The sequence below is a fragment of the Micromonospora sp. NPDC050200 genome, from assembly GCF_040656135.1.
Lineage (GTDB): Bacteria > Actinomycetota > Actinomycetes > Mycobacteriales > Micromonosporaceae > Micromonospora.
In genome coordinates, this window is the sequence record NZ_JBFALG010000006.1 from 68,578 (window position 1) to 92,198 (window position 23,621).

The 23,621-nt window shown below is 74.9% G+C and carries 23 protein-coding genes and 1 pseudogene; 9 read left to right on the forward strand and 15 right to left on the reverse strand.

What is annotated here, in order from left to right; genetic code table 11:
• Positions 1 to 117: 117 nt before the first annotated feature.
• The gene (locus AB0I41_RS06440) at positions 118 to 510 is read right to left on the reverse strand and encodes an MmcQ/YjbR family DNA-binding protein (protein ID WP_357102523.1); all 393 of its coding nucleotides are present in this window, start codon (positions 508 to 510) and stop codon (positions 118 to 120) included.
• Positions 511 to 733: 223 nt separating this feature from the next.
• Between AB0I41_RS06440 and AB0I41_RS06445 the strand changes: the two genes are divergently transcribed.
• Positions 734 to 1,195: a GNAT family N-acetyltransferase gene (locus AB0I41_RS06445; protein ID WP_357102526.1), complete on the forward strand. Its 462-nt coding sequence runs from the start codon at positions 734 to 736 to the stop codon at positions 1,193 to 1,195.
• A gap of 79 nt (positions 1,196 to 1,274) precedes the next feature.
• Here the strand turns inward: AB0I41_RS06445 and AB0I41_RS06450 are convergent, their stop codons facing one another.
• A complete protein-coding gene (locus AB0I41_RS06450; protein ID WP_357102528.1) occupies positions 1,275 to 1,790 on the reverse strand; it encodes a 2'-5' RNA ligase family protein in 516 nt (171 codons plus the stop codon).
• Between the two features lie 220 nt (positions 1,791 to 2,010).
• On the opposite strand from AB0I41_RS06450, the gene AB0I41_RS06455 reads away from it, so the two are divergent.
• Together AB0I41_RS06455 and AB0I41_RS06460 are read left to right on the forward strand one after the other, a co-directional pair.
• Positions 2,011 to 2,382: an SCP2 sterol-binding domain-containing protein gene (locus AB0I41_RS06455; protein WP_357102530.1), complete on the forward strand. Its 372-nt coding sequence runs from the start codon at positions 2,011 to 2,013 to the stop codon at positions 2,380 to 2,382.
• The gene (locus AB0I41_RS06460) at positions 2,379 to 4,445 is read left to right on the forward strand and encodes a glycogen debranching N-terminal domain-containing protein (RefSeq protein WP_357102532.1); all 2,067 of its coding nucleotides are present in this window, start codon (positions 2,379 to 2,381) and stop codon (positions 4,443 to 4,445) included. The genes AB0I41_RS06455 and AB0I41_RS06460 overlap by 4 nt, the downstream gene beginning before the upstream one ends.
• A 42-nt stretch (positions 4,446 to 4,487) precedes the next feature.
• Here the strand turns inward: AB0I41_RS06460 and AB0I41_RS06465 are convergent, their stop codons facing one another.
• Positions 4,488 to 5,207, reverse strand: coding sequence for a Pr6Pr family membrane protein (locus tag AB0I41_RS06465; protein ID WP_357102534.1), 720 nt, complete (start codon positions 5,205 to 5,207; stop codon positions 4,488 to 4,490).
• A gap of 107 nt (positions 5,208 to 5,314) precedes the next feature.
• Complete coding sequence (locus AB0I41_RS06470) at positions 5,315 to 6,076, reverse strand: hypothetical protein (protein WP_357102536.1); 762 nt, start codon at positions 6,074 to 6,076, stop codon at positions 5,315 to 5,317.
• Between the two features lie 116 nt (positions 6,077 to 6,192).
• Here AB0I41_RS06470 and AB0I41_RS06475 point away from each other — a divergent pair, with 116 nt between their 5' ends.
• Positions 6,193 to 6,330, forward strand: coding sequence for a hypothetical protein (locus AB0I41_RS06475; RefSeq protein WP_357102538.1), 138 nt, complete (start codon positions 6,193 to 6,195; stop codon positions 6,328 to 6,330).
• Positions 6,331 to 6,455: 125 nt separating this feature from the next.
• On the opposite strand, the gene AB0I41_RS06480 is transcribed toward AB0I41_RS06475, so the two are convergent.
• Positions 6,456 to 6,971 (reverse strand): DinB family protein, encoded by a 516-nt coding sequence (locus AB0I41_RS06480; RefSeq protein ID WP_357102540.1) that lies wholly within the window; start codon positions 6,969 to 6,971, stop codon positions 6,456 to 6,458.
• Positions 6,972 to 7,181: 210 nt separating this feature from the next.
• Here AB0I41_RS06480 and AB0I41_RS06485 point away from each other — a divergent pair, with 210 nt between their 5' ends.
• On the forward strand, positions 7,182 to 7,358 hold the full coding sequence (locus AB0I41_RS06485) for a hypothetical protein (protein WP_357102542.1): 177 nt from the start codon (positions 7,182 to 7,184) through the stop codon (positions 7,356 to 7,358).
• 54 nt (positions 7,359 to 7,412) lie between these two features.
• Positions 7,413 to 7,589 carry a GTPase activator gene (locus tag AB0I41_RS06490; protein ID WP_357102544.1) on the forward strand — a complete coding sequence of 59 codons (177 nt, stop codon included), beginning with the start codon at positions 7,413 to 7,415 and terminating at the stop codon, positions 7,587 to 7,589.
• 448 nt (positions 7,590 to 8,037) lie between these two features.
• Here the strand turns inward: AB0I41_RS06490 and AB0I41_RS06495 are convergent, their stop codons facing one another.
• The 4 genes and pseudogenes from AB0I41_RS06495 to AB0I41_RS06510 form a co-directional block, all read right to left on the reverse strand.
• Complete coding sequence (locus tag AB0I41_RS06495) at positions 8,038 to 8,427, reverse strand: hypothetical protein (RefSeq protein WP_357102546.1); 390 nt, start codon at positions 8,425 to 8,427, stop codon at positions 8,038 to 8,040.
• A 103-nt stretch (positions 8,428 to 8,530) separates the two neighbouring features.
• Positions 8,531 to 9,157, reverse strand: coding sequence for a hypothetical protein (locus tag AB0I41_RS06500; RefSeq protein ID WP_357102548.1), 627 nt, complete (start codon positions 9,155 to 9,157; stop codon positions 8,531 to 8,533).
• 147 nt (positions 9,158 to 9,304) lie between these two features.
• Positions 9,305 to 10,168 carry an alpha/beta fold hydrolase gene (locus AB0I41_RS06505; protein WP_357102550.1) on the reverse strand — a complete coding sequence of 288 codons (864 nt, stop codon included), beginning with the start codon at positions 10,166 to 10,168 and terminating at the stop codon, positions 9,305 to 9,307.
• A gap of 117 nt (positions 10,169 to 10,285) precedes the next feature.
• A pseudogene (locus AB0I41_RS06510) lies at positions 10,286 to 11,002 on the reverse strand (FAD-binding oxidoreductase); the annotation flags it as partial.
• A gap of 278 nt (positions 11,003 to 11,280) precedes the next feature.
• Here AB0I41_RS06510 and AB0I41_RS06515 point away from each other — a divergent pair.
• The 3 genes from AB0I41_RS06515 (at position 11,281) to AB0I41_RS06525 (ending at position 16,877) form a co-directional block, all read left to right on the forward strand.
• Positions 11,281 to 11,922, forward strand: coding sequence for a methyltransferase domain-containing protein (locus AB0I41_RS06515; RefSeq protein WP_357102552.1), 642 nt, complete (start codon positions 11,281 to 11,283; stop codon positions 11,920 to 11,922).
• A gap of 372 nt (positions 11,923 to 12,294) precedes the next feature.
• On the forward strand, positions 12,295 to 14,352 hold the full coding sequence (locus tag AB0I41_RS06520; protein ID WP_357102726.1) for a DNA topoisomerase IV subunit B: 2,058 nt from the start codon (positions 12,295 to 12,297) through the stop codon (positions 14,350 to 14,352).
• Between the two features lie 35 nt (positions 14,353 to 14,387).
• Positions 14,388 to 16,877: a DNA topoisomerase IV subunit A gene (locus AB0I41_RS06525; RefSeq protein WP_357102554.1), complete on the forward strand. Its 2,490-nt coding sequence runs from the start codon at positions 14,388 to 14,390 to the stop codon at positions 16,875 to 16,877.
• A gap of 134 nt (positions 16,878 to 17,011) precedes the next feature.
• On the opposite strand, the gene AB0I41_RS06530 is transcribed toward AB0I41_RS06525, so the two are convergent.
• The 6 genes from AB0I41_RS06530 to AB0I41_RS06555 form a co-directional block, all read right to left on the reverse strand.
• Entirely contained in the window at positions 17,012 to 18,349 is a 1,338-nt protein-coding gene (locus AB0I41_RS06530) for a solute carrier family 23 protein (RefSeq protein ID WP_357102556.1), read from the reverse strand.
• Between the two features lie 97 nt (positions 18,350 to 18,446).
• Complete coding sequence (locus AB0I41_RS06535) at positions 18,447 to 19,082, reverse strand: alpha-ketoglutarate-dependent dioxygenase AlkB (protein WP_357102558.1); 636 nt, start codon at positions 19,080 to 19,082, stop codon at positions 18,447 to 18,449.
• A gap of 12 nt (positions 19,083 to 19,094) precedes the next feature.
• On the reverse strand, positions 19,095 to 20,165 hold the full coding sequence (locus AB0I41_RS06540) for a spore coat protein (RefSeq protein WP_357102729.1): 1,071 nt from the start codon (positions 20,163 to 20,165) through the stop codon (positions 19,095 to 19,097).
• Entirely contained in the window at positions 20,162 to 20,884 is a 723-nt protein-coding gene (locus AB0I41_RS06545; protein ID WP_357102731.1) for a glycosyltransferase family protein, read from the reverse strand. Before AB0I41_RS06545 ends, AB0I41_RS06540 begins: the two co-directional genes overlap by 4 nt.
• 65 nt (positions 20,885 to 20,949) lie before the next feature.
• On the reverse strand, positions 20,950 to 22,788 hold the full coding sequence (locus tag AB0I41_RS06550) for a class I SAM-dependent methyltransferase (protein ID WP_357102561.1): 1,839 nt from the start codon (positions 22,786 to 22,788) through the stop codon (positions 20,950 to 20,952).
• Positions 22,778 to 23,620, reverse strand: coding sequence for a hypothetical protein (locus AB0I41_RS06555; protein ID WP_357102563.1), 843 nt, complete (start codon positions 23,618 to 23,620; stop codon positions 22,778 to 22,780). The genes AB0I41_RS06550 and AB0I41_RS06555 overlap by 11 nt, the downstream gene beginning before the upstream one ends.
• Position 23,621: the final 1 nt, after the last annotated feature.

Here is a 23,621-nt window from a genome sequence, read left to right on the forward strand (position 1 = left end):
CTGACCCCCCCCGTGCCGCTCGGCGTCTCCGGCGCGACCGACCCCGTGCCGCTCAGCGTTTCCCGGCGGAGCGCAGCCGTGCCCTCGGCGTTTCCCGGCCGCGCCGGGGCCGGGCGTTCACCGCTCGCCGGCGCGGTGGGCCGCGGCGAGGCGCTTCGGCGCGCGGGCGTACCAGGCGTCCAGGACCAGCTCCGTCAGCTCCGGCACGGTGATCCGGTCCAACCGGACCAGCACCGCCGGGTAGCCGTCGAAGTGCGGGATGGTCAGGTAGAGCGCCGGGTCGTCGGCGAGCAGGGCCTCCCTGGCGCCCAGGTCCGGCACCCGCGCGCCGAGGACCGGCCCTTCGGGGGCGGCGTCGCCCAGGGCGTCGAGGTCCGCCCGCCGCAGCGGCCGCTCCCACACGAACGGCTTGTCGCGTACCCGCCAGGCCGGCAGGCCGTGGTACGACGGCCGCTCCGTCGTCTCCGGCAGGGCGAGCGCGAGCCGTCGTACGTCCTCCCAGGTCGCCATCGCCCGACGATACGACCGGCGGGACCGGCCGGGAAAGCGCCCGCGCACGTGCCGGACCCGGTTGCCGGACTGTCGTGGCCGATACGCTGTGCCGACGGTCGGGCGGATGCTCGAGGTGGCGGCGGACGGGGGTAACGGTGCACGGTGACCACCGGGGTCGGCCGTCCTCCCCGCCCGGCCACGAGGACGACATGGCCCTGCTGGTCATGCGGTACGGCCCGGCGTGACGGTCACCGTACGGCCGCTGGTCGCGGCGGACTGGCCGGCGCTGTGGCCGATGCTGCGGGACATGGGGGTGAGCGCCGAGCCACCCGAGGCGCACCAGGCCCGGTACCTCGCACTGCTCGCCGACCCGCGCTGGGTGTTCCTCGGCGCACAGGCCGGCGGCGAGCTGCTCGGCTATGCCGCCGTCCAGGACCACGGTCCGCACCTGCGCGGTGGCGACGAGCACCGGACGGCCCGGCTGCACGACCTCTACGTCCGCCCGGAGCTGCGCCGGGGCGGGGTGGGGCGGGCGCTGCTCACGGCGGTGTGCGAGTGGGCCGCCACCCGGGTTCGCCACCTGGAGTGGCAGGCCCACCACGAGTGGGCTGCCCCCTTCTACGAGCGCCTCGGCCACCGGGGCGAGCCCTGTCCCCAGCCGGACTACCCCACCTTCCAGGTCCACTTCCCCCCACGCCTCTGACCACCACCCGGCGCCCGTGGCCCCGGCCTGGCGGCGGAGCGGGCCCGGAAGCGGGGCGGGAGCGGGGCTGGGACGGGCGTCAGGGGAGCGGGTGGGAGATGTCGCGGGCGTGGTCGGCGACGGCGGCGCCGACCACCGTCGCCTCCAGGGGCAGCATCTCCAGGCACCGTCGCACGGCGGCGGCCATCAGCGCGTTCGGCACCCGCATGGACAGCGTGCAGTGCGGCACCCAGCGTCCCGGCCGGTACTGCTCGGACAGGGCGATCCCGGCCCGGGCCAGCCGCTCGTGCACCAGGGCCTGGTGGGCCAGCAGTTCGACGGTGGGGGTGACGCCGAGCCAGAGCACCCGGCCGACGAACTGCCCGGCGTGGTCGAAGGCCAGCCGCAGCGGCGCGGCCACCACCGTGCCGCGCAACGCGTCGGCCACCCCGTGCGGGTCGAGGCGGGGCGCCACGGCGAGGGAGACGTGCGGCCGGTGCCGCTGCTCCAGCAGCGAGCGCATGCTCTGCACGCCCTCGGCCTCCAGCGCGTCCCAGAGCACGCGGATGCGACGGGTGGCATCGGGGTCCAGATACAGCTCCAGCGCCGCGACCACGTGATCACCCTAGAGGCCGGGTTTACCGGCTCCCGCCGGCGGTACCCGACGGGGAGACGGCGGCGCGCGCAGGAGTGCTCCGGTCCCGCCACCCGGATCCTGCCGCCCCCACCATCCCGCCGGGAGAGATCCCGCCGGTCACCCGGTCCGGGTGAGGCCGACTCACCCTCCGGGCTGGGACCGTGCTCAACGGGCCACACGGGGGAGGGGTGCCATGGTCATGTTGGCGGCAGAGTTCCTGGAGCGGCTGAGCCCGCACCGCCGCCCGGAACTGCCCGAGACCACCGCCGGCACGTTCCGGCTCGACCTGCACGACGGGGGCCACACGGAGCACTGGTACCTCACCCTGCACGACCAGCGCCTCGACGTGACCCGCTCGGCCGCGGACGCCGACCTGGTCGTCCGGGGCGACCGGGAAGTCTTCGACAAGCTCGCCGCCGGCCGGACGCACGTGTTCGCCGCGGTGATGCGCAACGAGTTGACCCTGCGGGGCGACATGCGGCTGCTGATGACGCTGCGGCGCGTCTTCCCGGGCCCGGCCGACGCCCGGCACCCCCGGGAGGCCGCCCGACGAGGGGACGGGCGCCGGTGAGACAGGAACGCGTCCACGTCATCGCCGGCAACGCCTTCGCGGCCAGCGACGCCCAGGGGGACATGGAGGTCGACCCACGGGCACCGGTCGGGCTCTTCTCGTTCGACACCCGGTTCCTGTCCCGCTGGGTGCTCACCGTCGACGGCGAGCGGCTGAACGTGCTGTCCCGTAACGACATCAGCTTCTTCGAGACCCGCTTCTTCCTGGTCCCCGGCGCGGCCAGCCACTACGTCGACGCGGACGTCTCGATCATCCGGCACCGGTCCCTCGACGACAGCTTCAACGAGCGGATCACCATTCTCAACCACGCCGCCGATCCGGCCGAGTTCGTCGTCCGGATGGACATCGGCGCCGACTTCGCCGACACCTCGGAGATCCGCAGCCCGCGTCCCCGCCGGACGACCGTCAACGCCTCCTCGACCGACGGGGTGCTCCGGGTGCGGTACGAGCGGGAACGGTTCAGCCGGGAAACGGTCATCGCCACCACCGCCCCCGGCCACATCGACGAGGGTGGCATCACCTACCGGATCAGCGTCCCGCCGAACGGGCAGTGGGTCACGAATCTGCACGTCGACATGAAGATCCGGGGCGAGGGCGGATACGACGTGCGGACCAGCCTGGAGAAGCACCGGCAGCGGGTCGGCCAGGACATGCGCCAGGACATGCGCGAGTGGCTGGACCGGGCGCCGCGGCTGGTGGCCGAGCGCGACGCCCTGGCGGACGTCTACGAGGGCGCGCTGACCGCCCTGGCCGCGCTGCGCTACGTGCCGCTGTCGTCCTTCGGGCGGGTGCCGGTGGGCGGCCTGCCCTGGGCGATGGCGCTCTACGGCCGGGACGCCATCGTCACCTGCCTGCAGACGCTGTCGTTCACTCCCGAGCTGACCCCGGCCACCCTGCGGCTGCTGGCCCTCGGCCAGGGCGGGCGGCTCGACGACTACCACGACGAGGAGCCCGGCAAGATCCTCGGCGAGCTGCGCTACGGCGAGTCCGCCAGCTTCGGCGACGAGCCGACCTCGCTCTACTACGGCGCCGCCGACACCACCCCGCTCTTCGTCATCCTGCTCGACGAGTACGAGCGCTGGTCCGGCGACGTCGCGCTGGTCCGGGAGCTGCGCCATCCGGCGCGGATGGCGCTGGACTGGATCGACGAGTACGGGGACCTGACCGGGGACGGCTACCTGCGCTACCAGCGGCGCAACCTGCGCAACGGCCTGCTCAACCAAACCTGGAAGAACTCACCCGACGCGATCGTGCACCGCGACGGCCGGGAGCCCGGGTTCCCCCGGGCGACCTGCGAACTCCAGGGGTACGCGTACGACGCGAAGCTGCGCGGCGCCCGGCTGGCCCGGGAGTTCTGGGGCGACCCGGGGTACGCCGACCGGCTGGAGCGGGAGGCGGCGGCGCTCAAGGAGCGGTTCAACCGGGACTTCTGGCTGCCCCAGCGCGGGCACTACGCGCTGGCGTTGGAGCCGGACGGCACGCCCGTGGAGACGCTCACCTCCAACATCGGCCACCTGCTGTGGAGCGGGATCGTCCCCGAGGAGCGGTCCGCGCAGGTCGCGGGGCACCTGCTCGCGCCGGAACTGTTCAGCGGCTGGGGGGTGCGGACCCTGGCCGAGGGGCAGCTGCCGTACAACCCGGTGGGGGCGCACGTCGGTGCGGTCTGGCCGTCGGACAACTCGCTGGTCGCCGCCGGCCTGCGCCGCTACCACCACGACGACGAGGCGGCCCGGATCGCGGCCGGCATCTTCGGGGTCGCGGAAATGCTCGGCGGGCCGATGCCTGAGGTGATCGCCGGCTACTCGCGGGAGGTCACCAGTTTTCCCGTCCAGCTGCCGATGGCGGGCCGCCCGCAGTCCTGGGCCTCCGGGGCGCTGCTGATGCTGCTGGGCACCATCCTCGGGTTGCGGCCGTGCGGGGACGACCTGCTGGTCAGCCCGGCCGTGCCCCAGGGCTTCGGCCAGATGGAGCTGCTGGACGTCCCCGGCCGGTGGGGCCACGCCGACGCGTACGGCCGGGACCACTCCCCCCGTTCCCGGGGGCGCCGCTCCCGGCTGCTCTGACTGTGGGCCGTGCCCCGCGCACCCCGGTGACCGGCGCTGCGGTCATTGCTGCCCGGCGGCGGCGTCCTCGGGAGCGTCGTCGGCGGCCGGCCGGGGCGCGGCGACGGTAACCGCCGGGGCGTCGACCGAGCGGGCGACCCGCCGGGACAGGCCACGGTCGACGCCGACGAAGAGCAGGCCGAGCAGCCAGAACGCGAACGCGAAGAAGACCGCGCTGACCGACACCCCGGCGTAGCCGAGCTGCCCGGCGTCGATGAACGGGTACGGGTAGCGGTGCACGACGAGCCCCCGCACCAGCGCGAAGCCCAGGTACGCCAGCGGAAAGGCCAGCCACCAGGCGGCGTGGCGCACCCGCAGCCGGCCACGCTGGTCGAACAGCGCCCAGTCGGCGACCGCCAGCAGCGGCACGACGGTGTGCAGGAACTGGTTGCCCAGCGCCTCGCCGAGCGCGCGGTCCGGCTGGGGCATCGCGAAGGGGCTGGCCGGGTTGGCCAGGACCAGGTGGTACACCACCCCGGTGATGGTGATGTAGAGGGTGACCGCGCCCTTGAGCGCCGACGGTGGCTCGGGCAGGCCCCGCCAGGCCCGCCGGCCCGCGTAGCCGGCGAGGAGCCCGACCGCCACGTTGCTCTGGATGGTGAAGTACGGCAACAGGCCGGTGACCGTGGCCGGACCGAGCGCGGTGAGCCCGATCCCGGCCAGCACGCTGACGACGGTCGCCAGGCGGAAGGCGACCGCCACGCGTCGACGCCGCAGACTCATCGGCGCAAGCTACCAGCCGGCCCGCGCCGGTCACCGGCCGGCGGAGCGGGCACGCACCGATCACCTCGCTGGTGAGCGGGCGGCGTCCCGACGGCCGGTCGGCCGGGTCAGCGGGCGCCGAGGCCGGGCAGATCCGTCCGGACGGAGCCGGGCGCGGCCGGCTTCCCCGCCGACGTGGACGGTGTGGTGCCCTCGTGCGAGGGCCGGCCGCTCGCCCGCCCGGTGGGCACCGGGCCGGGTTGACCGGCCGTCGGAGCCGTCGGGGCGCCGGTGTCGCGGACCACGTGCTCGCAGTAGCCGGCCACCTCGTCCCGACCGCCGGCGCTGGCGATCAGGTCGGAGAAGACCGGGTTGTCCAGCGCCCGGCCGGGGTTGTTCCCGGCGCCGGCCTGGTAGGCGCGGCACAGCTCGAGCATCGACGCGCCCGGCGTCGGTCGCCCGGGCCCGATGGTGGACGGAGCACCGGACCGGTCCGGCCCGGTCGTGGTGGCGGGACCGCCGTGCGGCGAGGCGGACGGGGTCGTGGCCGGTTCGTCGCGGTGCAGCGGGCCGGGCAACGTGCCGGTCGCGGCCGCGAGGGCGACGCCCCCGGTGGCGGCTACGGCGAGGCCCGCGAGCGCGACCTTCAGCCCGGCCAGCCCGGTCAGGGTGCGCGACCGGGTGAGCGGGGGCGCGGGCAGCGGAGTCCCGGCGCGGGCGCTGCGGAACGCGTGCATCGCGGCGCTCTCCCCGCGCAGTTCGGCGCGGCGCGGCGCGGCGCGCACCGCCGTCAGCAGTCGGACGAGCGGCTCCGGGCCGGCGTGCCGGTCGGCGGCCGCGCCGACGAGCAGCCGCTCGGCGGTTTCGGAGTCCATACGATGTGCGTTCATCTCGTGTCCCTCAGCGCCGGACCGCTGCCGGGCGTCACATTTCCGCCATCCGGGTGGCGCTGATCACGGTGGTGGTCGCGAGGGCAGCCGGGCTGCGTCGGCCATCCTTGCACTCCGTGACCGTCGGTGCGGAGGCGCTCGGCCCAACCCGTCGGACCGCCGCGCCGCCGGCCGCCGCCGCCGGCCCCACGCCGACCGCCGGTGACCCGCCCGCCGGTCCGGCGGCGGGCAGGCGACCGGGTACGCACGGCTGAGCACGGCGATGGCCGTCGCGGAACTCGACCATCCGGTCGAGGAGAGGGCGGAGATCGAGGACGGACGCTTCCTGCTCGGCCCGACCCGCTACGTCGTCGAGCGCTCCCGTTGACCCCGGCCGGGATCAGCCCATCGTCTTGGACCCGTCGATCGCCTCGCGGAGGATGTCGGCGTGCCCGGCGTGCCCGGCGTGCTGCGCGGTCTCGGCGATGAGGTGCAGCAGGACGCGCCGCACCGACCAGCTCGCACCCGGCTCGAACCAGGGCGCCACCGGCAGCGGGTGCGACGCGTCCAGGTCGAGCGTGGCGATCAGCTCGTCGGTGCGGGCGGCGACCTCGGCGTACCGGTCGAGCAGCCCGGCGAGGCTCTCGCCGTCGACCATCCGGAACCCGTTCGCCCAGTCGAGCGGCTCGCCCTGCATCGCCTCGGCGCCACCGACCGCGAACCGCATCCACCGCTCCTCGGTGACCGCCACGTGCTTGATCAGCCCGCCGAGGCAGAGCTCGCTGACCGTGGTGCGGGCGGCGGCCTGCTCGTCGGTCAGCCCGCGCACCGTGTGCCGCAGGAAACCACGGTGCCGGCCGAGGGTCTGGGTCAGGTCGGCCCGCTCGCCGGTCAGAACCCGCTCTGAAGTGGTCATCGGCCCACCTTCCGTCGATGTCGTCGAGGCCCAGGCTAGGCCGGCCCACCGACAGTCCCGGCCCGCCACGCGACGCCAGCGGTTGCCGATCCGGCGACCCGGCGGTCCACTGAACCACATGGGTGACACCTGCGGCCGGCCGCCGGACCGGTCGCGGCCGCCGCCGAGACGGTGACGTTCCTGCGCGCCAACGCCCTCAGCATGGTCTGCGTGGACATGCCCCAGGGGGGGCACCCCTCCTCGGTGCCGCCGATCATGGTCGCCACGGCCGAGCCGGCGCTGCACGTGCTGTTCAACAACTGCTGTGAGGGGCAGGCCCAGCGCGACGCCGCCCGGCTGGCCGAGCTGCTCGGCGCGACCCCCGCGCCGGAGCGCGCCGGCGTGTGAGGCGGTTTGTCGCCCCGGCGCGCGGGTACCGCGGGACGACAGGGAGGTGCGGCGATGACGCACGAGGAGCAGCGGCGGGGCGTGCCGGACGACGCCGAGGCGCGGCGGGTCCGCGAGGCGGAGGAGGCGCACGGCGGGAGCATGGCGCCGGGGCTGGTGGACGAGAGGGGTCGGCCGGTCGCCGAGCCGCCGCCGGGCCCAGCCGGCGACGAGGACGGCACCCGCTCCTGACCCGGCCCTCGGGCCCTGTGCTGTTCCTTGGGCCTCGTGCGGGCCTCGGCCTCGTGCTGTTCCTTGGGCCTCGTGCTGGCCTCGGCCTCGTGCTGGCCCTCGGGCCCTTTGGTGGTGCGGCGGTCCTTTGGAGCTGATGACGTCAACGGATCACCGCTGAATCGTTCACGTCGTCAGCTCCAAAGGACCCGCCACAGCCCTGGCGCCGCCCTCACCGTGTCGTGGGTAGGAGCGTCGAGCACGGGCGACCGGCCCGTTCTCCGGGTGACACCCGGCGGGCCACGGCTCGCCCTGGCCGTCCCCTGCTGGCGTACACGCTTCCGCCGGGAGGGGGGCTCGCCGGCAGCCGGGTCGGGCCGGTGCCAGCGACGACAGGGCACGTCGTCGTCCACGGGCGAACGGGCCATGCCGGGACTTTCGCCCCGCGCACGGCCCGCCACACCGCCGGTCAATCCCGGGTGACTCCTTCCGGGTGCATGCCGGTGGCCTCCTCCAGGGCGTTGTCCGCCAGGTCCCCGCCGGCCGCGTCGTCCGGGAAGGTGCGCCGCGACGGCGCCGGGTCGGGCGGCGCGCCCGGCCCCGCCTCCGTCGCCCGGGTCGGCTCCACCGGACCGAAACCGTGCCGGCCCGCCCGCCCGGACGGTTCGCCCGGCGCGCCGGCGCGGCGTTCACCCCGCCGGCCCTCCGGCACGGCGTTCTCCTCGCTCCCCTCGTCCATCGGGTCGTCCTCGCCCGCGCCCCAGGGCGGGTCCGCGTCGAAGCCGTCCGTGGTGCCCCAGGGGGCGGCGGACTCCGGCCCGCGCCCCGCGCCCCGCCTCGGTCCCTCGTTCGCCGTCATGGCCACCTCGCTGCTCGTCGTCGCGCCCGCCCGTGTCGCGCCCGTCCCGCCCGGTGCGGGGCCGCCGTCGCCGGCGGCCACCCCGCACCGGCCGGGCACGCGCTCAGCCGGCCATCGCCATCCGGCGCTTGGCCGTACCCATCGCGGCGAGCTTTCCCACCGAGGCCGGCGCGCTCATCAAGCCACCGGCACGCCCCAGCATGCCGCGGAACACCTGGCCGGGCTTCTGCTGCTCGCCCATGTACGCGGTCACCACGACCAGCGCCCCGGTCAGCGCCGGGATCGTCCACTGCAGCAGCTTCATCTGCCGCTGGCAGGACGCCACGCCGGCCGGGGTCTGGTAGTTGGGCTCCGTGATCCCCTCGACCGGCGGGTTGCCGGCCTTCGCCAACCGCATGCCGAGCAACCGGCTGTACCCGGTCACCGCGAGCGCGCCGACGGTCAGTGCCGTCTTGACCGCGCTGATCTTCCCCACGCCCCGCTGGGTGAACACCCGCGGGCTCTCCGTGGCGAGTTCGCCGACCGCGCCGGCCAGGTGGGCGCCGATCGCCGCCGCGTTCACCGGCGTCCAGCGGGACCACCCCGCGGAGGCGATCGGGATTCGCTGAGTCGCGTCGCTGGCCCGTGCTGCCGCCCCGTTGACGCCGAGCGCTCCCATCAAAGAGCCACCGAACCAGGCCGCCAGGCCCAGATCGTGCATCGAGCGCAGTGCGGTGTGCCGTTCGGACATCTGATCCCCCTCCACCGTATTCGGGAGCAGCGGCATACCCGCCCACCGCGCGACTACGCACCCGATCTCACGGGTGGTGGGGACGTCCCCCGCCGCGGCGTTCGTCCCGGCGGATCTGCGGCCAGCAGGGCTGATTCAGGTGATCCCTCAACGCCGGGGCAGGCCCGCCGCGAAGGCCGCCACCCGCGCGGCCAGCGGCCGGCCGGCGCGGACCCAGGTGAAGTGGTCCAGCGGGGCGCCGGCCTCGGCGACGGTGTACCGGTCCCGGGTGACCGGGGCCGCGGTGAGCTTGGCGCAGAGGTGGTCCAGCGTGCCGTGCGGGGTGTACTGGTCGTCGTCGACGCTGACCGCCAGCACCGGCGTGCCGACCCGTGCCACCGCCGTCTCGGCGTCCACCCCGTCCAGCACCGGGAAGCGCCCGGTCCGGGCGGTGTACGCCCAGTCCCGGATCACCCCGCGGGCCTGCCGCCCGCCGAAACCCCACCCCGGCCAGACGCCCAGCGCCGCCGCCGTCGCCGCGATGCCCTGGGCGTACGGCAGTACGCCGTACCGCCGGGCGCCCGGGTACGTGCGCCAGTACGGCAGGCCGACGGCCAGCAGGGCGAGCCCGTCGACCGCGTCCGAGCCGTGCAGGGCGAGGTGCAGCAGGGCGGCCTGCCCGCCGAGGGAGTGCCCGAGCAGCAGCCGGGTGCGGCCGTCCAGCCGGGGCTTCAGCGCGTCGAGCACCGCGCCGACGTCACCGGCCAGCTCGGCGTAGCCGTACCGGCAGGCGCGGCTCGGTGGGGGAGTGCTGGCGCCGGTGCCGCGCAGGTCGGCGACGACCACGGCCAGGCCCGCGTCGCGCAGCGCGGCGGCGAAGGGGCGGTAGTAGCGGGCACGGACGCCCATCGCCGGCCAGAGCACCACCACCGGCGCGCCGGCCGGCCCGTCCGGTTCGGGGTACACCTGCACCCCGATGCGCGCCCCGTCGACGTCGACGAACTCCTGGCCGTACTCGCTGTCCCCGCTCACCGTGCCAGCCTACGGCGGCGGGCTACCGGCGGGTAGCAGCGGGTGCGCCCCTTCGCGGCGACGGCCGCGAACCTCCATCCTGGAGATTCACGCCCGGTCCGGGTCGCCGTGGCGCGGTCAGACGCCGCCGCGCAGCATCCCCGGCCCGAACACCTCGTACGCGATCCGTTCCACCGGCACGCCCCGGCGCAGCAGCCCGCCCCGGATCTGGTTCATGAACGGCAGCGGCCCGCAGAGGTGCACGTGCGCGTCGGGGAAGAGCGGGATCAGCTCCGGGTCGATCCGGCCACAGGCCACGTCGGCGGTCAGCGCCTCCGGGTCGTCGCGGTCGGTGGTCCGCTCGTACCAGAGCTTGAGCCGCAGGTTGGGCAGCCGGGCGTGCAGCCGGGGCAGCTCGTCGCGGTGCGCGTGCGCGGCCCCGTCCCGATCGGCGTGCACCAGCACCACCGGCCGCTCGGGCGCGGTGGCCGCCAGGTGCTCCAGCGCGGACATCGCCGGGGTGAGCCCGATGCCGGCGCTGACCAGCAGCAACGGCCCGTCGCCGGCCACCGCGCTGACCTCGCCGAAGGGCAGGCTGAGCCGCAGCGTGTCGCCGGCCGCGACCCGCTCGTGCAGGACGGTGGAGACCAGGCCGTCCGGCGCGCCGCCGACGCCGCGGAGCCGCTTGACGGTGATCCGCCAGTGGTCGGCGCCGGGACGGCCGGAGAGGCTGTACTGCCGGATCTGCTGGCCGAGCCCGCCGTCGAGGTCGACGGCGACCGAGACGTACTGTCCGGGGACGAAGCCGGGGACCGGCCCGCCGTCGGCCGGCGCGAGGGTCAGGGAGACGACGTCGGTGGCCTCCGGCATGACGCCTCCGCCCCCCTCCTGCTCACCCTCACTCCACCCCCACCCACCCGCTGACCCACCCACGGCGGGCCCGCCCCCGGGTCGGCCCGCCTCGCTGATCAAGAATTTCTGGTCTGCCGGCGCCCGGATCCCGACCCCAACTTCTTGATCACCGAGGCGAGGGATCGGTGCGGGCGTGGGATCGGTGCGGTGGCGGGTGGGCGGTGCGGTGGCGGATGGGCGGTAGCGTGCGGGGAACAGTCCCACGTCCATGCGGAGCGCAGATGTCCTCGTCCCGGGTGTCCCATCCGCTGTTCGCCCGGTTGTTCGCGCGGGCGAGCGTGGCGATGGACCGGGCCGGCGCGGCCGAGCACCGGCGTCGGCTGGCCGCCGGCCTGCGCGGGCGGGTGGTCGAGGTGGGCGCCGGCAACGGCCGGATGTTCGCGCACTACCCACCCGAGGTGGACGCGGTGCTCGCGGTGGAGCCCGAGCCCTGGCTGCGCGCCGCCGCCCTCGAGGCGGCCGACCGGGCGCCGGTGCCGGTCACGGTGACCGACGGGCTGGCCGAGGCGCTGCCGGTCGCCGACGCCACCGTCGACGCCGTGGTGATGTCGCTGATGCTCTGCTCGGTCCCCGACCAGGCCGTCGCGCTGCGGGAGGCGTACCGGGTGCTGCGCCCCGGCGGGTGGCTGCGGTTCTACGAGCACGTCGCGGCGGACACCCCCGGGCTGCGCCGGGCGCAGCGGGTGGCCGACGCCACCTGCTGGCCGCTGCTCTGCGGCGGCTGCCACACCGGCCGGGACACCGTGTCGGCGATCGTCGCCGCCGGGTTCAGCGTGGTCCGGCTGGACCGGTTCCGCTTCCCGCCCGGGCAGCTGCCGATGCCGGCGTCGCCGCACGTGCTCGGCGCCGCGATCCGGCCCTGAGACCCGCCACCGCCGCCCGGGCGGAACCCGACCATCGCGTCCCCCGTCTCGCCAGGGAAACGCGAAAGATCCTCCGGTGGCCGCGATCAGACCACCTTCATGCGACGAGCGTCAATGGGTCGTCACGCGTTCGTTCGACGGGCGACACCCAGGTCCGCCGGCCCGGCGGCGCCGGCGGGCCGACCCGGGGAACACCCCGGCGGGGGACGGCGTTGCTGCCTGGTGGCTCACGACCGGCGCCCCGGACGCGGCGGGTTCAGCGGGGCTGCGCGGTTGTGTCGGGGCGTGCGGCTAGGCTCGCTGCGGCGCGCCGCGCGTGGAGATCGAGACGGTGGGCGGCACCACACCGCCGAGACCTGGGAGTACGACCAGTTGACCGCACAGCCTGAGACCCTCTACGGGGCCGACGACCTCACCCATCTCGAGGGCCTGGACGCCGTCCGCAAGCGTCCCGGCATGTACATCGGCTCCACCGACAGCCGTGGCGTGGGTCACCTCGTCAACGAGATCCTCGACAACTCCACCGACGAGGGTGTCGCCGGTCACGCCACCAAGGTCGAGGTGACGCTGCACGCCGACGGGTCGGTACGGGTCGACGACGACGGCCGCGGCATCCCCACCGACGTGCACGCCAAGTCCGGCATCTCCGGGGTCGAGCTGGTGCTCACCCGGCTGCACGCCGGCGGCAAGTTCGGCGGCTCCGGCTACAAGACCTCCGGCGGGCTGCACGGCGTCGGCGCCTCGGCCGTCAACGCGCTCTCCCGCCGCTTCGACGTCACCGTCCGGCGCGGCGGCAAGGTGCACGCCATGTCGTTCCGGCACGGCGTACCGGGGATCTTCGACGGCGACGGGCCGGGCGCCCCCTTCACCGCCGGCCCCGGGCTCCAGATCGTCGGCGCGATGAAGCGCGGCCAGCGCACCGGCACCTCAATCCGCTACTGGCACGACGCCCGCTACTTCGAGACCGGCGCGACGCTCGACGTCGACGCCGTCCGGATGAAGCTGCGCAACACCGCCTTCCTGGTGCCCGGGGTCGACTACCGGCTGCGCGACGAGAGCGGCGAGCAGCCCACCGAGGAGCGCTTCCACTTCCCCGACGGGCTCACCGACATGGTCGCGTTCCTGGCCCCGGCCGGCGACCGGCCGGTCTCCGGCACCCTGCTGGTCACCGGCGAGGGGACCTACCGGGAGAACGCCGCCGACGCCAACGGCGTGATGCAGTCCAACGTGCAGCGCCGCGCCGAGGTCGAGGTGGCCTTCCGTTGGGGCACCGGCTACGAGCGCACCGTGGAGTGCTTCACCAACACCATTCGCAACGCCCACGGCGGCAGCCACCGCAAGGGCTTCGAGCGGGCGCTGGCGCGGACCCTCGCCGACGCCGTCCGCAACACCCGTGGCCTGCTCAAGGCCAAGGAGGAGCCACCCACCCTGGACGACGTCCTGGAGGGGATGACGGCCGTGGTGCACGTGCGCATCCCGGAGCCGCAGTTCACCTCCCAGACCAAGGACGAGCTCTCCACCGCCGGCATCACCAAGGTGATCCAGTCCCTGGTCGAGCAGCACGTCAAGGCGTGGCTGGACGACCGGCGCACCAAGGCCGAGGCGCGCACGGTGCTCCAGAAGATCGTCGACGCGGCCCGGGTCCGGCTCACCCAGAAGCAGCAGAAGGACGCGGCCCGGCGCAAGACCGCCCTGGAGGGCGCGTCGATGCCGGCCAAGCTGGTCGACTGCCGCGCGGCCGGCATCGATCGAAGTGAATTGTTCATCGTCGAGGGGGACAGCGCCCTCGGTACGGGGCGACTCGCCCGATCTGCCGAATACCAGGCGCTTCTCCCCATCCGCGGCAAGATCCTCAACGTGCAGAAGGCGAACCTCCAGCAGGTGCTGGACAACGCCGAGTGCGCGGCGATCGTGCAGGTGCTCGGCGCCGGTTCGGGGCGTACCTTCGACCTCTCCGCGCTGCGGTACGGCCGCGTCCTGATCATGGCGGACGCCGACGTGGACGGCGCGCACATCCGTACCCTGCTGATCACGCTCTTCGCCCGCTACATGCGGCCGCTGATCGAGGCCGGCCGGCTCTTCGCCGCGATGCCGCCCCTGCACAAGATCACCACCAAGGGGCGCAACCCGCAGACCATCTACACCTACACCCAGGCCGAGATGGAGGCGACGGTCCGCAAGCTGGAGAAGGCCGGCAAGCAGATCGTCACCCCGATCCCGCGCTTCAAGGGCCTCGGCGAGATGGACGCCGACGAGCTGTGGGAGACCACGATGAACCCGGCCACCCGGGCGGTCCGCCGGATCACCCTCGACGACGTCGACGCCGCCGAGCGGATCCTCGAACTGCTGATGGGGGAGAAGGTCGAGCCGCGCCGCAACTGGCTGATCGAATCCTCCGACCGGGTCGACCGGGAGGCGATCGACGCATGAGCACGCTGGCCGCCCACCGAGAAGGACGCTGAACGATGGCACGTCGCAAGGACGACCGCGCCAAGGTGGACCTGTCCGCCTTCGACCAGGCCGGCGCGCGGGTATTCGACAACCCGCTGGTCACCGAGGTCTCCGACTCCTACCTGGAGTACGCCTTCTCGGTAATCCACTCCCGCGCCCTGCCCGACGCCCGGGACGGCCTCAAACCGGTGCACCGGCGCATCCTCTGGTCGATGCACGAGGCCGGCCACCGCCCCGACCGGGGGCACGTCAAGTCCGCCCGGGTCGTCGGCGACGTGATGGGCAAGTACCACCCGCACGGTGACACCGCGATCTACGACGCGATGGTCCGGCTCGCCCAGGACTTCTCGCTGAACGTGCCGCTGATCGACGGGCACGGCAACTTCGGCTCCCCGGACGACGGCCCGGCCGCCGCCCGGTACACCGAGGCCCGCCTCTCCCGCGAGGCGATGCTGCTCGTCGGCGAACTGGGCGAGGACACCGTCGACGTCGAGCCCAACTACGACGGCTCGCTGACCCAGCCCACCGTGCTGCCGGCGGCCTTCCCCAACCTGCTGGTCAACGGCGCGTCCGGGATCGCGGTCGGGATGGCGACCAACATGATCCCGCACAACCTCGGCGAGGTGGTCTCCGCCGCCCGCTGGCTGATCAACCACCCGGACGCCGACCTCGACAAGCTGATGGAGTTCGTCCCCGGCCCGGACCTGCCCACCGGCGGCCTGCTGCTCGGCCTGGACGAGGTGCGCCGGGCGTACGAGACCGGGCGCGGCGTGGTCCGGATGCGCGGGCGGGTCGAGATCGGCCCCCTCGAAGGCAGCCGTGGCCGGCAGGCGATCACCGTCGTCGAGCTGCCGTACGGCGTCGGCGCCGAGAAGGTCATCGCCGCGATCACCAACGAGGTGACCAAGACCAAGCGGCTGACCGGCATCGCCGACGTCAAGGACCTTACCGACCGGGAGAGCGGTACCCGCCTGGTCATCGAGTGCAAGGTCGGGGTCAACCCGCAGGCGCTGCTGGCCGACCTCTACCGGCTCACCCCGCTGGAGCAGTCGTTCGGCGTCAACAACCTGGTGCTGGTCGACGGCCAGCCGCGCACCCTCGGGCTGAAGGCGCTGCTGGAGGTCTTCCTGGCCCACCGGTACGAGGTGGTCACCCGGCGCAGCGCGTACCGCAAGCGCAAGCGCGAGGAGCGGCTGCACCTGGTCGACGGCCTGCTGATCGCCCTGCTCGACATCGACAAGGTGGTCAAGCTGATCCGGGCCAGCGAGGACGCCCAGGCGGCCAAGGACGGCCTGATGCAGAAGTTCAAGCTCTCCGAGATCCAGGCCACCTACATCCTGGACACCCCGCTGCGCCGGCTGACGAAGTACGACCGGATCGAGCTGGAGGCGGAGCAGGAGAAGCTCCGCGGGGAGATCGCCGAGCTGTCGAAGATCCTCGACGACCCCAAGGTGCTCAAGAAGGTCGTCTCCGACGAGTTGGCCTCGGTGGTGAAGCAGTTCGGCGCGCCGCGCCGTACCGTGCTGGTCGACGGTGACCTCAAGGAGGTGCTGGCGGCCTCGGTGCCGGCCGGTCCCCTGGAGGTGGCCGACGATCCCTGCCAGGTGATCCTCTCCGCGACCGGGCTGGTCGCCCGGACCGCGGCCGAGTCGGAGGAGGCCGCGGAGGGGCGCCGGCGCAACGGCCGGGTCAAGCACGACACGGTACGGGCCGTCGTGCACACCACCGCCCGGGGCCGGGTGCTCCTGGTGACCAGCGCCGGCCGGGCGTTCAAGATCGACGTGTTGCCGCTGCCGGTGCTGCCGGAGCAGGCCGGCACGGTCTCGCTGCGCGGGGGCATGTCCGCTGCCGAGCTGGTGCCGCTGGAGGCCGGCGAGACGGTGGTCGGCCTGGCCCCGCTCGGGGCGACCGCCCAGGGCTCGCCGGGTCTGGCACTCGGCACGCGGCAGGGCGTGGTCAAGGTCTGCGCGCCGGAGTGGCCGGTCCGCTCGGACGAGTTCGAGGTGATCGGCCTGCGCGAGGGTGACGAGGTGGTCGGGGCGACCTGGCTCGCCGACGGCCAGGAGGCGCTGACCTTCATCACCTCGGAGGCGTCGCTGCTGCGGTTCGCCGCGACGGTGGTCCGCCCGCAGGGGCTCAAGGGCGGCGGCATGGCCGGCGTCAACCTGCCGGACGGGGCGCGGGTGGTCTACTTCGGCGCGATTCGCACCGACGACCCGGGGCACGGGGAGCCGATGGTGGTGACCTCGACCGGCGCGACGGTCAAGGTGACGCCGTTCGGGGCGTACCCGGCGAAGGGGAGGGCGACCGGCGGCGTGCGCGCGCAGCGGTTACTCAAGGGCGAGACGGACCTGGTGGTCGCCTGGGTCGGCGCCCGCCCGGTCGGCGCGACCGCGACCGGCGACCCGGTGGAGCTGCCCCCGGCGGACCCCCGCCGCGACGGCTCCGGCTTCGCCGTCATGCTCGGCCCCACCGTCCTCGGCCACCTCATCGAACGCGACTGACCCACCCCACCCCACCCCACCCCACCCCACCCCCGCGTCGATCATGAAGTTGTTGCCCTGCTCACCGGCGTGTCGTGGCAACAACTTCATGATCACCGGGGTGGGGCGGGGTGGGCCGGGGAGGGGGACGGGGGTCAGAGTTCGGGTTCGGGGCCTCGGCGGGTTTCCGGGGTGGTGCGGCGGAGGCGGGCGATCAGGCGCATGCCGTGGTGGATGAGCAGGGCGGCGGCGGTGCCGAGGGCGATGCCGTTGAAGGAGAGGTCGCCGGCGGTGAGGGTGTAGTTCGCGGCGCCGACGATCACCGCGACGGCGGCGGTCATCAGGTTCACCGGGTCGTGGAAGTCGACCCGGTTCTCGATCCAGATCCGCGCCCCGAGGATGGCGATCAGGCCGTACAGCGCGGTGGTCGCGCCGCCGAGCACCCCCGCCGGCACGGTCAGGATCAGCGCGCCGAACTTCGGGCTGAGCCCGAGCAGCACCGCCGCCAGCCCGGCCACCCAGTACGCGGCGGTGGAGTAGACCCGGGTCGCCGCCATCACGCCGATGTTCTCCGCGTACGTGGTGGTGCCGGAGCCGCCGCCGGAGCCGGCGAGCACGGTGGCCAGGCCGTCGCCGAGGAACGCGCGGCCCATGTCCCGGTCCAGGTTGCGGCCGGTCATCGCGGCGACCGCCTTGACGTGCCCGGCGTTCTCCGCGACCAGCACCAGGATCACCGGGATCACCAGCACCACCGCCCGGAGGCTGAAGCTTGGCGCGTGGAACTGCGGCAGCCCCACCCAGGCGGCGTCGCGCAGCCCGTCGACCGCCTTCGGGTCCAGGTCGCCGAGGACGGCGGCGAGCGCCCACCCGATCACCACGCCGAGCAGGATCGACAGCCGGGCCAGGAATCCCCGGAAGGCGACCGTGGCCAGCAGGATCGCGGACAGGGTCACCACCGCGATCAGCGGCTGCGCCTTGACGCCGGTGCCACTCCCACCGCCGTCCCAGGCCACCGGCGCCAGGTTCAGGCCGATCAGCGCGACGATCGCGCCGGTGACCACCGGTGGCATCAGCGCGTCGATCCACCGGGCCCCGGCGAGCTGCACCACCACCCCGACCAGCGCCAACGCGACACCGGCGACGACGATCCCGCCGAGCGCCGGGCCGATGTCGCCGCCGGCCTTCGCCGCCAGCACCGGGGCGATGAAGGCGAAGGACGAGCCCAGGTACGACGGCAGCCGGTTGCCGGTGAGCAGCAGGAACAGCAGGGTGCCGATCCCGGAGAAGAAGAGCGTGGTGGCCGGCGGGAAGCCGGTGATCAGCGGGACGGTGAAGGTGGCGCCGAACATGGCCACCACGTGCTGCACGCCGACGCCCACGGTGCGGGGCCAGGAGAGTCGTTCGCCGGGGTGCACCACGTCCCCGGGGCTGACGGACCGGCCGTCGCCGTGCAGGGCCCACGGGGACCAGCGGGAAGTGGGGGACTGGGTCATCGAGTGCCCTCCGCGTCGTCAGGTGACGGGGGCGTGATCGACCCTGAGAGTTGTTTCTAGCACGACGCCCGGCCGCGCCCGGCGGCGGCCGGTCGGGTCAGGCCACGCCGGTGGGGCGGAACTGGACGCTGACACGGGGGCCGACCGGGCGGGTGGTCTTGGGGATGGCGTGTTCCCAGGTGCGCTGGCAGGAGCCGCCCATCACGACCAGGTCGCCGTGCCCGAGCGGGAAGCGCAGGCTGGCGCCGCCCCCGCGCGGGCGCAGCAGCAGCGGCCGGGGCGAGCCGAACGACACGATGGCGACCATGGTGTCGGTGTGCGCCGAGCGGCCCTGGGTGTCGCCGTGCCAGGCGACGCTGTCCCGTCCGTCGCGGTAGCGGCACATGCCTGCGGTGACGAACGGCTCGCCCAACTCGGCGGCGTAGTGCGTGGTCAGCGCCTCGCGGGCCGCGGTCAGCACCGGGTGCGGCAGCGGCCGGCCGGCGGCGTACCAGCAGAGCAGGCGGGGGACGTCGACCTTGGCCTCATACATGGTGCGGCGCTCGGCGCGCCACGGCACCTCGGTCAGCAGGGTGTCGAGCACCGCGTCGGAGCCGCGCACCCAGCCGGGGAGGTGGTCGACCCAGGCGCCCCGGGTGAGCACGTGCCGGCGCAGCCCGCCCGGCAGCGGCCCGAGCGACGGCCCGGTGTCGGCGAGGTCGAGCATCGACGGCTGGTAGGCGGCCTGCGTCATGCCGCCACCCTATCAGCGGTTTAGTACAGGCGTACGATCGCCGCCGTGGACCAGGTCGAGCAGCGCGTCGGCGACCCGGGCCCGGCCGCGCCCGTCGACGGTGGCCCAGGCCCGCGCGGAGAGCGCGGCCCGCCGTCGGGGCGAGGTGAGCAGGCCGGTCAGGGTCCGCGCGGCCACCCCCCGGGCCGCCCGCCCGGCCACCCCGGCCCCGGCCAGCTCCGGCAGCTCGCCGAGACCGGCGGCCAGCCCGTGGTCCACCACCCGGTGGTACGACTCGCGCTGGTTGTCGACCACGCAGACCAGCGCCGACGGTGCGCCGAGGCAGCACAGTTCCCAGGTGGAGGTGCCGGCGGCGCTGACCACCAGGTCCGCCGCGCCGATCAGGGCGGGCAGCTCGTCGGTGGGCGGGACCGGACGCAGCGACTGACCCCGGCCGGGGGTCACCGCGGCCAGCTCCGCCTCGACCTCGGGGCGTCCCACCACCACGGTCAGCTCCATCGGGTGCCCGGTGGCGAGCAGCACCCGGGTCAGCACCGGGGCGGCGCCGACCGCGTCGGTGCCGCCGAAGAAGGCGAGCACCCGGGGCCGGCCCACCGGCGCGGGCTCCCGCGGGGCAGCCGGCCGGGTGGTGACCACCGAGTCACGCAGCAGCGCGTACCGGGTGCCGGCGAGCAGCCGCCCGGCGGGCGCGGCGGTCCGGGCGCCGAAGTTCTGGTCCAGGTAGAGGTCGGCGTCCTGCCCCCGGGTGTCGCCGTCGACGATCGCCAGGGTGACCACGCCGGCGGCGCGCAGCGCCCCCGCCCCGGCCGGGTCGAGCTCGTACGAGTCGAGCACCATCGCGTCCAGCCCGTGCCGGTGGGCCGCCTCGACCAGCCCGGCCGGGGTGTCCGGGCCCGGGTGCGCCGGAATGCCCCGGGTCGCCAGTTGCGTCTGCGCCCAGCCGACCCGCTCCACGGTGCCGAACAGCTCGACGCGGGCCCCTCGGGCCAGGAACTCCTCGCCGAGGGCCAGGCAGCGGACCAGATGGCCGACGCCGCGCCGGGGCCCGGCGTCGCAGCGCAACCCGATCCGTGGCGTGTTCAGGACTCCTCCAGGCGCTTCTGGCGTACGTCGGCGTTGAGGGCGCGCAGGGCGGGTTGGCCGTCCAGCCAGTCGGCGAGCTTGGCCAGCGGCACGCTGACGTCGCCGAAGTGGTCGGTGACCGCGCGCACCAGCGCCCAGTCCCGCTCCGTGTCCAGGGTGAGCCGCAGCGCCGACCGGTCCGGGGTGAGGGTCACCCCGAGCACCCGGAACAGCTCCGGATGGGTGTACGCGTACGAGGTGACGTGCACCCGGTGGTGGTCGGTGGCGAGCCGGTCCAGGGTACGCAGCGCGTCCGCCCGGATGATCTCGACGTCCAGCCCCCGGGGCAGCGTACGGGCGATCGAGGTGCTGGCGTAGTCGAGGCCGGGGATCGCCCGGTACACCGACGCCACCAGCGTGATGATCTCCGGGTCGAGCAGCGGGCAGTCGGCGGTGAACCGCATGACCGCGTCACCGGGGTGGGCGTCCAGGGCGCCGACGAAGCGGCCCAGCACGTCGTCGACCGGGCCCCGGTGGCACGGCACGCCCAGCCGGTCGCACTCGGCCACCACCGCGTCGTCGACGGCGTCGACGCTGGTCGCCACGACCAGGTCGGCGAGCACACCGCTGTCCCGGGCGGCCCGGACCACTCGGCCGAGCACGCTGCGCCCGGCCAGCGGGCGCAGCACCTTGCCGGGCAGCCGGGACGAGCCCATCCGGGCCTGCACGATCCCCACGATCCGCGGGTCACCCGCCTGCCCGGCCGGTCCGGTCCCGCCGGCCGACCCGGTCGCGCTGGTAGCGCTCACTGCTGCTCCTCCCGCGGGCCGCGCTGGTCCAGCGCCTGCCGGGCGCGGCGCTTGGCCGCGCGGGCGCCCCGCTTCGCCAGCCGGGCCGGGGTGATCGCGAGCCGGCCCACCCGGTAGCTGAGCGAGCCGCTGAGCAGGTTGATCGTGGCGTCGGCCCGGCGCAGCGCCCGCTCCCGCGAGGTCAGCAGCTCCTCGGTCCACTTCAGCAGCGCGGCGAGCCGGGTCAGCTCCTCCCGCTGGCGGACCCAGGCCTCGCGCAGCTGCTGGTAGCTGCGCGGCCCGGCCGGCGGGTCGGTCGGCTCGACCGCGCGCAGTTCGGTGGCGAGGCGGACCCGCCCGTCGGCGTCGAGGCCGCGCAGCGCGGCGGAGACCGCCGCCTCCGCCTCGATCGCCGCGTCGACGGTGGCCCGGTCCAGTTCCCGCCCGGCGAGGCCGCCGAGCACCACGGTCAGGCCGGCCACGTCCAGGGTGGACGGCCACGGGTGGGCGTACCCGCCGGTGAGCAGCGCGGCGGCGAACCGCCACAGGCCCCGGGCCAGCACCACGTCGACGTCCAGCGGCGCGGCGGCCCGCCAGCTCGGGTCGAGCACCGCGTGGTCGTCGCCGGCCACCACCACGTTGTCCGTGCCGGCGAGGGCCACCGCGCCGCCCAGCCGGCCGTCCCGGTCGGCCCCGGCGGCGAGCCAGGACGCGTACCCGCGCAGCAGCCGGCGCAGGGTGTCCGGGTCGCGGCGCAGGCAGGCGTCGAGCAGCAGGGTGCGCAGCAGCCGCCCCTCGGGGACCGGCCCGTCGAGCGCGCCCGCGTCCCGGTAGGCCACCTCGCGGGTGGCGAAGGGCGCCGGCTCCGGCCGGCTCACCCGGCCGGTCACCCGCCACCGCCAGCCGTCCGGCCCGTCGACCACCTCGACCACGCCGATCCCCGGCGGCCCGGTCTGCACCAGCGCCACCGGCAGCGCCGGGTCGTCAGTCAGCGGCAACCCGCCGGCCGGCGCGGACCCGGCGTCCGGGTCGGCGGGCCGGCGGGCGAGCAGCAGCCAGCCCGGCGCCAGCGCCGAGCCGAGCCCGGCGTGCAGCGCGTCGACGGCCAGCCGGGCCGGGTCCTGGAGCACGGTGGCGTCGCCGGCGCCGTCCGCGCAGGCGCCGTGCAGCACCGCGTCGAACAGCCCCGAGGTGGGCCGCCGGTCCAGTTCGTCGGCGGCCACCAGCGCGGTCGCCGCGTTCGGATCGGGGTACGCCGCGAAGCAGACCCCCGGCTGCAGCCCTGCCCCGGCCAGCCGGGCGCGCAGCTGCTCCGGGTTGGCCGGCCGGCCGGTGTCGAGCACCCCGCCGACCGTCCAGGCGGAGTCGGCCCGGTCGGCGTACCAGGGGGCGGTGGCGACCAGCCGCTGCACGCCGAGCGGGTTGTCCAGCCGCAGCAGCAGCGTGCCGCCCGGCCGCAGCGCCCGCACCAGCCGGTCCAGCACGCCGTCCCAGCCCAGCCGGGGGCCCTCCACCGACTCCACCGCGTCCAGGCCGGCGGCGGCGATCACCACGTCGAAGGTCTCGCCGGCGGGCAGGCCGGCCGGCCCGCCGACCACCACCCGGGCGCCCCGGTCGGCCAGCGCCACCCCGTCCGGGTGGCTGCGCAGCAGGCAGGTCACCTCGGCGTGCGCCAGCCGGGTCAGCAGCGCCGGGTCGTGCGGCCCGGCCAGCAGCACCCGCGCCCCCGCCGGTACGACCCGCGCCGCCAGCGCGGCCAGCGGCCCGCCGTCGGGCAGCCGCTGCTCCGGCAGGTCGGACCAGGCCAGCATCTCCCCGCCGGGCAGGGCGATCCGGGCCGCCGTCTCAGTGGTCAACTCGTTCCTCCTGGAGGTTCGCCCACCCGAGCAGCTCGCGCAGCTCGGCCGGCGTACAGCGGTGGTCGGTGCCCAGCTCGGCGCGGGCGATCTCGACGGCGGTCGGCAGGTCGACGGACTCGCCGTGCAGCTCCGGCCACTGCCGGCGGATCCGGGCGGTGCCGCCGAAGGTGGGGTCCTCGGCGGAGAGGATCATCGGGTCGCCGTAGACGGCGGGTTCGCAACCGGCGGCGATACCGTAGAAGATCGCGCTGGTCAGCCGGTTGGAGGCGACCCGCTTGTGCCGGCGCAGCTCGGTGAGCTGCTGGTCGAGGAAGAGCGGGTCGGTGTCCTTCCACCAGTGGCCGCGGTAGCCGTGGCAGATCACCCGGAAGCCGGCGTGCTCGTAGAGCCGGCGCACCCGGCGCATGCCGTACTCGTGCCAGTAGAGGCAGACCGTGACCGGGCCGGGCTCGGTGGCCCGGATCCGGGCGATCAGCTCCTTGTGGTCGCCCTTGACGTGCTGGCCCTCCCAGCCGTGGAACGGGTACCAGATGGTGCCCTCCCGCGCCGGCTCCGGCGGGTCGTCGGGCCGCAGCGACAGCAGGTAGCTGAACGGCGCGCCGACGGTGACCACGTTGCGCCGCCCCACCGACCAGGCCCGCCGGCGGGTCTGTTCGGACCAGAGCAGGCTCGGGGTGAACTCGGCGTACGGGTGGCCGGGGGCGAGCCCGTCGCCGATGTTCCAGCCGTGTTGGACGTACCCGTTGATCCGGGGCGGGTGTCCGTCGCCCAGACCGCAGTAGCGGGCCAGCACGTGCGCGTGGCCGTAGAAGTGGTTCGCGTGGTGCATC